The sequence below is a fragment of the Pseudomonas sp. MS646 genome, from assembly GCF_036693845.1.
In the GTDB taxonomy this organism is placed as follows: Bacteria; Pseudomonadota; Gammaproteobacteria; order Pseudomonadales; family Pseudomonadaceae; genus Aquipseudomonas; species Aquipseudomonas chlororaphis_E.
In genome coordinates, this window is record NZ_CP144763.1 from 4,197,574 (window position 1) to 4,209,939 (window position 12,366).

Consider the following 12,366-nt stretch of genomic DNA (forward strand, 5'->3'; position numbering starts at 1 on the left):
GCCTTCCGTGATCCAGTTTTTACTCAACCAGGAGCTCCGTAGCGAGCATGCCCTGGACCCGAACCTGACCGTGCTCAATTACCTGCGCGAGCACCTCGGCAAATCCGGTACCAAGGAAGGCTGCGCCAGCGGCGACTGTGGCGCGTGCACCGTGGTGGTGGGCGAACTGCACACCGACGAGAACGGCCGCGAAGGCCTGCGCTATCGCAGCCTCAACTCATGCCTGACGTTCGTCTCGTCCCTGCATGGCAAACAGCTGATCAGCGTCGAAGACCTCAAGCACCAGGGCCAGTTGCACAGCGTCCAGCAAGCGATGGTCGATTGCCATGGCTCGCAATGCGGCTTCTGCACGCCGGGCTTTGTCATGTCGCTGTTCGCCCTGCAGAAGAACAGCGCCCAACCCGACGCCCACAAGGCCCATGAAGCCCTCGCCGGCAATCTGTGTCGCTGCACCGGCTACCGGCCGATTCTGGCCGCCGCCGAACAGGCCTGCTGCGCCAGCCAGCCGGATCAGTTCGACGCTCGCCAGGACCAGACCATCGCCCGCCTCAAAGCCATCGCCCCCACCGAAACCGGCGAACTCAACAGCGGCGACAAGCGCTGCCTGGTGCCCCTGACCGTGGCCGACCTGGCCGACCTCTATGACGCCTACCCCCAGGCGCGCCTGCTGGCGGGCGGCACGGACCTGGCGTTGGAAGTCACCCAGTTCCACCGCACCCTGCCGGTGATGATCTACGTCGGCAACGTCGCCGAACTCAAGCGCGTCGAGCGTTTCGACGATCGCCTGGAGATCGGCGCCGCCACCGCGCTGTCCGACTGCTACGAAGCCCTGAAGGCCGAATACCCGGACTTTGGCGACCTGCTGCAACGCTTCGCCTCCTTGCAGATCCGCAACCAGGGCACCTTGGGCGGCAACATTGGCAACGCTTCGCCGATCGGCGACTCGCCGCCCCTGCTGATCGCCCTCGGCGCGCAGATCGTCCTGTGCAAGGGCCAGACCCGCCGCACCCTGGCGCTGGAAGACTACTTCATCGACTACCGAGTGACCGCCCGCCAGGAAAGCGAGTTCATCGAGAAGATCATCGTGCCCCGGGCCAGCGCCGAGCAGGCGTTCCGCGCCTACAAGGTGTCCAAGCGCCTGGACGACGATATTTCCGCCGTTTGCGCGGCGTTCAACCTGCGCATCGACAACGGCGTGGTCCGCGATGCCCGCGTGGCCTTCGGCGGCATGGCCGCGACCCCCAAGCGCGCCACCCATTGCGAAGCCGTGCTGATCGGTGCGCCGTGGAACGACAGCACCGTCGAACGCGCCTGCGCGGCCCTGGCTGAGGACTTCACGCCTCTGTCGGACTTTCGCGCCAGCAAGGAATACCGCCTGCTCAGCGCCCGCAACCTACTGCGCAAGTACTTCATCGAACTGCAAACGCCGCACATCGAGACTCGGGTGACCGCTTATGTCTAACCATCACGCCGTAGAGAAGACCCAAGCCGAACTGGCCGAGCTGTTCGCCCGCGACCTGAGCACCGGTGTAGGCCGCAGCGTCAAGCACGACAGCGCCGCCAAGCATGTGTCCGGCGAGGCGCAGTACATCGACGACCGCCTCGAATTCCCCAACCAGTTGCACGTCTACGCGCGCCTCTCGGACCGTGCCCATGCACGGATCCTGCGCATCGACACCACGCCTTGCTATGCCTTCGAAGGCGTGCGCATCGCCATCACCCACGAAGACATCCCGGGCCTCAAGGACATCGGCCCGTTGCTGCCCGGCGACCCGCTGCTGGCGATCGACGATGTGCAATTCGTCGGCCAGCCGGTGCTGGCCGTCGCTGCCCGGGACCTGGAAACCGCACGCAAGGCAGCCATGGCGGCCATCGTCGAATATGAAGACCTGGAACCGGTGCTGGACGTGGTCCAAGCATTGCGCAAGCGCCACTTCGTGCTCGACAGCCACACCCATCAGCGCGGTGACTCGGCCGGCGCACTGGCGAGCGCCGAACATCGCATCCAGGGCTCGTTGCACATCGGCGGGCAAGAACACTTCTACCTGGAAACCCAGATCTCCTCGGTGATGCCCACCGAAGACGGCGGCATGATCGTCTACTGCTCCACCCAGAACCCCACCGAAGTGCAGAAGCTGGTGGCCGAAGTGCTGGGCGTGTCGATGAACAAGGTGGTGGTGGACATGCGCCGCATGGGCGGCGGCTTCGGCGGCAAGGAAACCCAGGCCGCCAGCCCGGCCTGCCTGTGCGCGGTGATCGCCCACCTCACCGGGCAGCCGACCAAGATGCGCCTGCCGCGGGTCGAAGACATGCTGATGACCGGCAAGCGCCACCCGTTCTACATCGAATACGACGTGGGCTTCGACAGCACCGGGCGCCTGCACGGCATCGCCCTGGAACTGGCCGGCAACTGCGGCTGCTCGCCGGACCTGTCGGCCTCGATTGTCGACCGGGCGATGTTCCATGCCGACAACGCCTATTACCTGGGCGACGCGACCATCAACGGCCATCGCTGCAAGACCAACACCGCCTCGAACACCGCCTACCGCGGCTTCGGCGGTCCCCAAGGCATGGTGGCCATCGAAGAAGTCATGGACGCCATCGCCCGGCACCTGGCGCTCGACCCACTGGCCGTGCGCAAGGCCAACTACTACGGCAAGACCGAGCGCAACGTCACCCACTACTACCAGACCGTCGAGCACAACATGCTCGAGGAAATGACCCGCGAACTGGAAGAAAGCAGCCAGTACGCCGAACGCCGCGAAGCGGTGCGGCGCTACAACGCCAACAGCCCGATCCTGAAAAAGGGCCTGGCGTTGACGCCGGTGAAGTTCGGTATTTCGTTCACCGCCAGCTTCCTCAACCAGGCCGGTGCCCTGATCCACGTCTACACCGACGGCAGCATCCACCTGAACCACGGCGGCACCGAAATGGGCCAGGGCCTGAACACCAAGGTCGCGCAAGTGGTGGCCGAAGTGTTCCAGGTGGAAATGGACCGGGTACAGATCACCGCGACCAACACCGACAAGGTCCCCAACACCTCGCCCACCGCCGCCTCCAGTGGTGCCGACCTCAACGGCAAGGCGGCGCAGAATGCCGCCGAGATCATCAAGCGGCGCCTGGTGGAGTTCGCCGCGCGGCAGTACAAGGTCAGCGAGGAAGACGTGGTCTTCCACAACGGCCATGTGCGGGTGCGCGATCACATCCTGACCTTCGAGGCGTTGGTCCAACAGGCCTATTTCGCCCAGGTCTCGCTGTCGAGCACCGGCTTCTACAAGACCCCGAAAATCTACTACGACCGCAGCCAGGCCCGTGGCCGGCCGTTCTACTACTACGCCTATGGCGCGGCGTGCGCCGAGGTGATCGTCGACACCCTCACCGGCGAATACAAGATGCTGCGCACCGACATCCTCCACGACGTCGGTGCCTCGCTGAACCCGGCCATCGACATTGGCCAGGTCGAAGGCGGCTTCATCCAGGGCATGGGTTGGCTGACCATGGAAGAGCTGGTGTGGAACGACAAGGGCAAGCTGATGACCAACGGTCCGGCCAGCTACAAGATCCCCGCCGTGGCCGACATGCCGCTCGATTTGCGGGTCAAGCTGGTAGAAAACCGCAAGAACCCCGAAGACACTGTATTCCACTCCAAGGCCGTGGGCGAGCCGCCGTTCATGCTCGGCATCGCCGCCTGGTGCGCCATCAAGGACGCCGTGGCGAGCCTGGGGGATTACCGGCACCAGCCGAAGATCGACGCGCCGGCGACACCGGAACGGGTGTTGTGGGGTTGCGAGCAGATGCGTGGGTTGAAGGTCGTTGCGACTGAACCCGCTGAAACCGAGTTGGCTTCGCTGTAGACCGCAGCGCCGCCTTCGCGAGCAAGCCCGCTCCCACAGGGAAACGTATTCCAAAGTGTGGGAGCGGGCTTGCTCGCGAAGGCCGCCGAACAGACAACAAAGATGTCGAGGTGAACATGTACAACTGGATCAGCGCCCTCGCCGACCTGCAAACCCGCGGCGAACCCTGCGTGCTGGTGACCATCATCGAAGAGCTCGGCTCCACGCCGCGCAACGCCGGTTCGAAGATGGTCATCAGCGCCAGCCAGACGTTCGACACCATTGGCGGCGGGCACCTGGAATACAAGGCCATGGAAATCGCCCGGCAGATGCTTGCCAGCGGCCAGCAGGCTACCCACCTGGAACGCTTCAGCCTCGGCGCCAGCCTCGGCCAGTGCTGCGGTGGCGTAACGGTGCTGCTGTTCGAACCCATGGGCCAGGTGCAGGCGCAGATTGCCGTGTTCGGTGCCGGCCATGTCGGCCGCGCCCTGGTGCCGTTGCTGGCGAGCCTGCCCTGCAAGGTGCGCTGGATCGATTCGCGGGAGGCGGAATTCCCCGAACACTTGCCCCACGGCGTACGCAAGATCGTCACCGAAGAGCCACTGGATGAAGTCGACGAACTGCCCGCCGGCAGCTACTGCATCGTCATGACCCACAACCACGCGCTCGACCTGGAACTGAGCGCCGCGATCCTCAAGCGCAACGACTTCGCCTACTTCGGCCTGATCGGTTCGAAGACCAAGCGGGTCAAGTTCGAACATCGCCTGCGCGATCGCGGCTTCGACAGCGGCACCTTGCAACGCCTACGTTGCCCGATGGGCATCGGCGAAGTCAAAGGCAAGCTGCCTGTGGAAATCGCCATCTCCATCGCCGGCGAAATCATCGCCACCTATAACGCCGACTTCGGCCAGCACACCGCGCGCGCCGAACCGATCGCCAAGCTGCTGCCGGCCTCGCGCCGCAGCCAGGCCAACCGTTGATTCTTCATTGAGAAACCTTTCATGCCCCTGACACGCAAAGCCTACCGCGCCGCCCTGCTCCACAGCCTCGCCGACCCGGCCGAAGTAGGGATCGAAGCCTCCTATGAGTATTTCGAAGACGGCCTGCTGGTGGTGGAAAACGGCCAGATCAGCGCCATCGGCCACGCCCATGACCTGTTGCCGACCCTGGCCGCGGACATCGAGATCAACCATTACCCCGACGCGCTGATCACCCCCGGCTTCATCGACACCCACATCCACCTGCCGCAAACCGGCATGGTGGGCGCCTATGGCGAGCAATTGCTGGACTGGCTCAACACCTACACCTTCCCCTGCGAAAGCCAGTTCGCCGACCCGGCCCATGCCGCGGCCGTGGCCGATCTTTTCGTCAAGGAACTGCTGCGCAATGGCACCACTACGGCGCTGGTGTTCGGCAGCGTGCACCCACAGTCGGTGAATGCCTTCTTCGAAGTGGCCCAGAAGCTGGACCTGCGGATGATCGCCGGCAAAGTGATGATGGACCGCAACGCCCCGGATTACCTGACCGACACCGCCGAATCCAGCTACACCGAGAGCAAGGCGTTGATCGAGCGCTGGCACGGCAAGGGCCGCCTGCACTACGCCGTGACGCCCCGCTTCGCCCCCACCAGCACCCCGGAACAATTGACGCTGGCCGGGCAGTTGCTGAGCGAGTACCCCGACCTGTACATGCAGACCCACGTCAGTGAAAACCTGCAGGAAGTGCAATGGGTCAAGGCGCTGTTTCCCGAGCGCAAGGGTTACCTGGACGTCTACGACCACTACCAACTGCTGGGCGAGCGCTCGGTGTTCGCCCACGGCGTGCATCTGTGCGACGACGAATGCGCACGCCTGGCCGAAACCGGTTCGGCCATCGCCTTCTGCCCGACGTCGAACTTCTTCCTGGGCAGCGGCCTGTTCAACCTGCCCATGGCCGAGAAGCACAAGGTGAACGTCGGCCTGGGCACCGACGTGGGGGGTGGCACCAGTTTTTCACTGCTGCACACGCTGAACGAAGCTTACAAGGTGATGCAGTTGCAGGGTGCGCGGTTGAGCCCGTTCAAGTCGCTGTACCTGGCGACACTCGGCGGCGCCAGGGCACTGCGCCTGGAAGAGCGGATCGGGACCTTGCAGCCGGGCACCGATGCGGATTTCCTGGTACTGGACTACAACGCGACGCCACTGCTGGGCTATCGCCTGAAACAGGCCAACGACATTGCCGAGCGGTTGTTCGTGCTGATGACCCTGGGGGATGACCGGACGGTGATGCAGACTTACGCGGCCGGTAAATTGGTGCATCAGCGGTAGATTTCCTTCGCCTGTTACACCGCTTTCGCGAGCGAGCCCGCTCCCACATTTGATCCGCGTATGTCATGACAACACGGTCGAATGCGGGAGCGGGCTTGCTCGCGAAGGGGGGAACTCGGTGCCGCTGACTCAACTCAATCAGAGCTTGGCCGTCGACCGTCCTGGCTTCTTGCTCTGCAACAGGTGCGAGAACACCGCGTGCAGGTCGTCCGAGGCGCTTTCTTCGTCGAGGTTGAGCTTGCTGTCGATGTGGTCCATGTGGTGCATCATCAGGTCCACCGCCAGCGTCGCGTCGCGCGCCTCGATGGCGTCGATCAACTGGGTGTGCTCGTCATAGGAGCAGTGGGAACGGTTGCCGCTTTCGTACTGGGCAATGATCAGCGAGGTCTGGGACACCAGGCTGCGCTGGAAGCTGATCAACGGCGCATTCTTTGCCGCTTCGGCCAGCTTGAGGTGGAATTCGCCCGACAGGCGGATGCCGGCGCCACGGTCGCCCCGGGAAAAACTGTCGCGCTCGTCGTTGACCATCTGCCGCAGCTCGGCAAGCTGCTCGGCGGTGGCATGCTGCACCGCCAGTTCGGTGATAGCCCGCTCCACCAGGCGCCGGGCCATGAACACCTGGCGAGCCTCCTCGACACTCGGGCTGGCGACCACGGCGCCGCGGTTGGGCCGCAGCAGCACCACCCCTTCATGGGCCAGGCGCGACAACGCCCGACGAATGATCGTGCGGCTGACCCCGAAAATCTCCCCCAGTGCCTCTTCGCTCAGCTTTGTACCGGGCGCCAAGCGTTGTTCGAGGATGGCCTCGAAGATATGCGCGTAGACGATATCGTCCTGGGTACCGCTGCGACCGGCCTTACCGGCTCGCGGTTGTTTCTTGAGGGGCTGCAACTGTTCGTTCATGGGCACTCGAGTCGGGAGAACTGCGGCGAATTGACCGTGACTGTAATACGGCACAGCCGGTCGCTGGCAAGTATCGCGTAAAAAACACCTCGATTGTACACAACCTCTGATGGCAACACGACTGTACGGCTGTTTGCGGGCCTGGCTGTATTGCAATCGCTCACGGGGTTGAGTTTAGGCTTAAACCGCAACCCTGTGGCGAGGGCGCTTGCTCCCTCGCCACAGGGTTGTTCCTGGCTTTGCCAAATTTATAACAAGGATCATCGCCCGCCATGACCGAAGTCACGACTACGCCACTTCGTCCGCTCGCCGACACATCGCCATCGGCCGTCGTCGCCGGGTTCATTGCCATGATGACCGGCTACACCAGCTCCCTGGTGCTGATGTTCCAGGCCGGGCAGGCAGCAGGGTTGACCAGCGGGCAGATTTCATCGTGGATCTGGGCGATTTCCATCGGCATGGCCGTGTGCACCATCGGCCTTTCGCTGCGCTATCGCACGCCGATCACCATTGCCTGGTCGACACCCGGCGCGGCGCTGTTGATCACCAGCCTGGGCGGCGTGAGCTACGGCGAGGCCATCGGTGCCTACATCACCTGCGCGGTGCTGGTGACGATCTGCGGCCTGACCGGCAGTTTCGAGCGCCTGGTCAGGCGCATCCCGGCGTCCCTGGCGGCAGCCCTGCTCGCAGGCATCCTGTTCAAGATCGGCAGCGAGATCTTCGTCGCCACCCAGCATCGCACCGGCCTGGTCCTGGGGATGTTCTTCACCTACCTGGTCGTCAAGCGCCTGTCGCCGCGCTACGCGGTGCTTGCCGCGCTGCTGGTGGGCACGGCCTTGTCCGGCCTGCTCGGGCTGCTGGATTTCAGCGGGTTTGCCCTGGAAGTCGCGACACCGGTCTGGACCACGCCGCACTTCTCCCTGGCCGCCACCATCAGCATCGGCATCCCCCTGTTCGTCGTGGCGATGACCTCGCAGAACATGCCCGGCATCGCCGTGCTGCGGGCCGACGGCTACAACGTTCCAGCCTCGCCGCTGATCACCAGCACCGGCATTGCCTCGCTGCTGTTGGCACCGTTCGGCTCCCATGGCATCAACCTGGCAGCCATCAGCGCCGCCATCTGCACCGGCCCGCACGCCCACGAGGATCGCGACAAGCGCTACACGGCGGCGCTCTGGTGCGGGATTTTCTACGGCATTGCCGGGGTGTTCGGCGCCACGCTGGCGGCGTTGTTCGCGGCGTTGCCCAAGGAACTGGTGCTGTCCATCGCGGCCCTGGCATTGTTCGGCTCGATCATCAATGGCTTGACCATCGCCATGAGCGAAGCCCGGGAACGGGAAGCGGCGCTGGTGACGTTCATGGTCACCGCGTCGGGGTTGACGCTGTTTTCCATCGGGTCGGCGTTCTGGGGAATCGTGGCGGGGGTGTTGACCTTGCTGATCCTCAATTGGCGCAAGGCCTGATCGCCTCTGAAAGCTTCGCGAGCAAGCTCGCTCCCACATTGGGTTTGCGTCGTTCGCATGACCCTGTGGGCGCGGGTTTGCTCGCGAAGACGGCCTGGCAATCACCCGATAAGCAGGCACAAAAAAGCCGGCACCCTGAAGGGTTGCCGGCTCAGATCATCACGCCTTGGCGTTGATCGGCTTTTCCGGGTACCACACGTCCATCAGCGGGCTGACTTCAACGCTGGTCAGCTCAGGACGCGCCTTGAGCCAGGCCTCGACGGCCGCACGCTGCTCTTCGGAAACCGAGCCACGCTTCTGCAGGCAAACCAGACCGTAGTCGTCGCCGCCCACGTAGCCCAGGCCATTGGCTTCCATGGCTTGTTTCAAGAAAGCGTCGAGGAAAGCGTCAATAGCCTCGTCGGCCAGATCTTCTTTGAAATCCAGGTTCAATTCGAAACCCAGCTCTTGAAATTCATCCACGCACAGTTTTTTGCGCAGACGCTGGGAACGGTTAGTCGCCATTGGAACAATCCTCTTAAGTAATAACGGCCGGCACTTTACCAGTTTGGTGCATCAATTGCCCGACTGTTCGGGGGGATCGACCTACCGTCGGTAAAAAATAGCGTCGCGAAGGGCCAGGGTACGGGCCAAGCCGTTGCAGCTTGGGGCATAATGCCGACACTTTCATGACCGTTGAGGGCGTTCATTTTCATGTCCTCGTCTTTTCCCCCTCGCCTGTAGGGTTTTATTTCAAATGATCAAATCTTTGCGTCCACTGCTTCTGGCCAGCCTTCTTCTTCCCCTGGCCCTCCCTGTTTCCACCAGCGCCGCCACGATCAACACCGCCTTGTCACCCAACGTGCAGAAGGCCCTCAAGACCAGCAAACTGCAAGACAACGCCTTGTCCCTGGTGATGGTGCCGCTCAACGGCCCCGGCACCCCGACCGTCTATAACGCCGACGTCTCGGTCAACCCGGCGTCCACCATGAAACTGGTGACCACCTACGCGGCCCTGGAGATGCTCGGCCCCAATCATCAGTGGAAAACCGAGTTCTACACCGACGGCACCCTCAACAGCGGGATCCTCAACGGCAACCTGTACCTCAAGGGCGGCGGCGACCCCAAGCTGAACATGGAAAAACTCTGGCTGCTGATGCGCGACCTGCGGGCCAATGGCGTGCAGCAGGTCACCGGCGACCTGGTGCTGGACCGCGGTTTCTTCATCCAGCCGCAACTGCCGGAGTTCAACGACGACGGCAACGACGAGAACAAACCGTTCCTGGTCAAGCCCGACGCCCTGCTGGTCAACCTCAAGGCCCTGCGTTTCGTCGCCCGCAATGACGCCGGCCGGGTGCTGGTGTCGGTGGAACCGCCGATCGCCAGCATTCGCATCGACAACCAGGTCAAGGCCGTCAACGGCAAGCAATGCACCGGCGGCGTGCGCTACAACCCGGTGCCCCAGGCGGACGGCAGCGTGACCGTGACCGTCGGCGGCCAGCTCGGCGAGGGGTGCAGCTCCCAGACCTACCTGTCGCTGCTGGACCACGCCACCTACACCGCTGGCGCCGTGCGAGCCATCTGGAAGGAACTGGGCGGCAGCATCCAGGGCAAGGATCGCCTCGCCGCGACTCCGAGCGGTGCAAAGCTGCTGGCCCGGGCCTTCTCGCCGGACCTCGCGGAAATCATCCGTGACATCAACAAATACAGTAACAACACCATGGCCCAGCAGTTGTTCCTGAGCCTCGGCGCGCAGTTTCGCAACGAAGCCGACGGTGACGACGCCAAGGCCGCGCAGCGGGTCGTGCGCCAGTGGCTGGCCAAGAAAGGCATCACCGCGCCACACCTGGTGATGGAGAACGGCTCCGGCCTGTCCCGCGCCGAACGTGTCAGCGCCCGGGAAATGGCGGCGATGCTGCAAGCCGCCTGGCGCAGCCCTTATGCCGCCGAGTACATCAGCTCGATGCCAATCGCCGGCACCGACGGCACCATGCGCAAGCGCCTCAAGACCACCGCCATGGCCGGCGAAGCCCACGTCAAGACCGGCACCCTGAACACCGTCCGCGCCATTGCCGGCTTCAGCCGTGACATCAACGGCAACACCTGGGCCGTGGTAGCCATCCTTAACGACCCCAAACCCTGGGGCGCTTCGTCCGTACTGGACCAGGTCCTGCTGGACCTGTACCGCCAACCGAAACTGCCACAGACCGCCTCGGTACTCTGACCGGGGACCGCCCCCGGTTCCCAATGGGTAGCCGGGGGCAACAAAACTCGGAACTCACCCCAATCCAATGGTGGGACCGAGCTTGCTCGCGAAAGCGGCCTGTCTGGACCGGTGATGTTGGCTGGGCGGGCGCCTTCGCGGGCAAGCCCGCTCCCACGGGGATCTTTGCCAGGCGCAGGTTTTATGGACATCCCCCATTTAATGGTGGGAGCGGGCTTGCTCGCGAAAGCGGCCTGTCTGGACCGATGATGTTGGCTGGGCGGGCGCCTTCGCGGGCAAGCCCGCTCCCACAGGGATCTTTGCCAGGCGCAGGTTTTATGGACATCCCCCATTTAATGGTGGGAGCGGGCTTGCTCGCGAAAGCGGTCTGTCTGGACCGGTGATGTTGGCTGGGCGGGCGCCTTCGCGGGCAAGCCCGCTCCCACGGGGATCTTTGCCAGGCGCAGGTTTTATGGACATCCCCCATTTAATGGTGGGAGCGGGCTTGCTCGCGAAAGCGGCCTGTCTGGACCGATGATGTTGGCTGGGCGGGCGCCTTCGCGGGCAAGCCCGCTCCCACAGGGACCTTTGCCAGGCGCAGGTTTTATGGACATCCCCTATTTAATGGTGGGAGCGGGCTTGCCCGCGAAAGCGGTCTGTCTGTTCAGGTGATGTTTATCAGTGAGCAAACACTGCCCTCAATCGTTGGGCGATGTGTTGCTGAGCCTCTTCGGCGTCGTCGACGATGGCGCCCATGCGGATGAAGTCATGGGTCATGCCGGCATACACCTTGAGCTCAACTGCCACCCCGGCCTGTTGCAGGTGCTGCGCATACGCCACGCCTTCGTCATGCAGAGGGTCGCATTCGGCGAGGATCAGCAGCACCGGCGGCAGGCTCGGCGGGATCTCGCCCAGCAGCGGTGAGAAGCGCGGGTCGTGGCGGTCGGTGGTGTCGCGTTGGTAATGGTTGTAGAACCATTCCAACGATGCCTTTTCCAGCAAATGACCTTCACCGTAGCGCTCGATGGACGGCCTGCTGCGGCTGGCATCCGTCACCGGATAGATCAGCACCTGCAACAGCGGCGCAGTGTCCAGCGGTTGCGTCGCCAGCACCGTGGCCAGGCTGCCGCCGACGCTGTCGCCGCCCACCGCCAGGCGCCGGGTATCGATGCCGAGCCTGTCCGATTCGGCCACCAGCCACATCCAGGCGTCCAGGGCATCCTCGACAGCGGTGGGAAAACGAAACTCCGGCGCCCGTCGATAAGCCACCGACACCACCACGCAGTCGGCCATCGCCGCCAGGTTGCGGCACAGTGAATCATGGGAATCGAGGCTGCCGACCACATAGCCGCCCCCATGGAAATACATCAGCGCCGGCCGGGCCAGCCCTTGCTTCAGCGGCCGACTGCTGTACAGCCGGGCTGCGAGACGGTCACCGTCGCGGGTTGCAATGTGCAGGGGCTCGACCACCTCCAGCGCCTCACCACCGGCATCCATCAACTGCGACGACTGATCGAATTGTTCACGGGCCTGGTCCGGGCTCATCTGGTGCATGGGCACGCGCTTGCCACTGGCGCGGCCATTGCCCACCAGTTCCAGGAATGCAGCGATATCAGGGTTCAACGACATTGAGCACACTCTCCACGCCGACCGGGCACAACGCCCGGCCGGCCACAGGT

General features: G+C 63.7%; 9 protein-coding genes. 6 read left to right on the plus strand and 3 right to left on the minus strand.

Features of this window, described 5'->3' with window-relative positions; genetic code table 11:
• Positions 1-7: 7 nt before the first annotated feature.
• The 4 genes from xdhA (at position 8) to guaD (ending at position 6,139) form a co-directional block, all read left to right on the plus strand.
• Complete coding sequence (gene xdhA / locus V3H56_RS18350) at positions 8-1,462, plus strand: xanthine dehydrogenase small subunit (protein WP_042728043.1); 1,455 nt, start codon at positions 8-10, stop codon at positions 1,460-1,462.
• Entirely contained in the window at positions 1,455-3,854 is a 2,400-nt protein-coding gene (gene xdhB, locus V3H56_RS18355; RefSeq protein WP_042728044.1) for a xanthine dehydrogenase molybdopterin binding subunit, read from the plus strand. Before xdhA ends, xdhB begins: the two co-directional genes overlap by 8 nt.
• 116 nt (positions 3,855-3,970) lie before the next feature.
• Complete coding sequence (gene xdhC / locus V3H56_RS18360; RefSeq protein ID WP_042728053.1) at positions 3,971-4,813, plus strand: xanthine dehydrogenase accessory protein XdhC; 843 nt, start codon at positions 3,971-3,973, stop codon at positions 4,811-4,813.
• Between the two features lie 21 nt (positions 4,814-4,834).
• On the plus strand, positions 4,835-6,139 hold the full coding sequence (gene guaD, locus V3H56_RS18365; RefSeq protein ID WP_338473731.1) for a guanine deaminase: 1,305 nt from the start codon (positions 4,835-4,837) through the stop codon (positions 6,137-6,139).
• A gap of 138 nt (positions 6,140-6,277) precedes the next feature.
• Here guaD and V3H56_RS18370 read toward each other — a convergent pair whose 3' ends face one another.
• A complete protein-coding gene (locus tag V3H56_RS18370; RefSeq protein ID WP_042728046.1) occupies positions 6,278-7,042 on the minus strand; it encodes a GntR family transcriptional regulator in 765 nt (254 codons plus the stop codon).
• 272 nt (positions 7,043-7,314) lie between these two features.
• Between V3H56_RS18370 and V3H56_RS18375 the strand changes: the two genes are divergently transcribed.
• Positions 7,315-8,505: a benzoate/H(+) symporter BenE family transporter gene (locus tag V3H56_RS18375; RefSeq protein WP_053151585.1), complete on the plus strand. Its 1,191-nt coding sequence runs from the start codon at positions 7,315-7,317 to the stop codon at positions 8,503-8,505.
• 159 nt (positions 8,506-8,664) lie between these two features.
• Here V3H56_RS18375 and V3H56_RS18380 read toward each other — a convergent pair whose 3' ends face one another.
• On the minus strand, positions 8,665-9,009 hold the full coding sequence (locus V3H56_RS18380) for a YggL family protein (protein WP_042728048.1): 345 nt from the start codon (positions 9,007-9,009) through the stop codon (positions 8,665-8,667).
• Positions 9,010-9,241: 232 nt separating this feature from the next.
• On the opposite strand from V3H56_RS18380, the gene dacB reads away from it, so the two are divergent.
• A complete protein-coding gene (dacB, locus tag V3H56_RS18385; protein ID WP_042728049.1) occupies positions 9,242-10,708 on the plus strand; it encodes a D-alanyl-D-alanine carboxypeptidase/D-alanyl-D-alanine-endopeptidase in 1,467 nt (488 codons plus the stop codon).
• A 657-nt stretch (positions 10,709-11,365) separates the two neighbouring features.
• On the opposite strand, the gene V3H56_RS18390 is transcribed toward dacB, so the two are convergent.
• On the minus strand, positions 11,366-12,316 hold the full coding sequence (locus tag V3H56_RS18390; protein ID WP_338473732.1) for an alpha/beta hydrolase: 951 nt from the start codon (positions 12,314-12,316) through the stop codon (positions 11,366-11,368).
• Between the last annotated feature and the right edge of the window lie 50 nt (positions 12,317-12,366).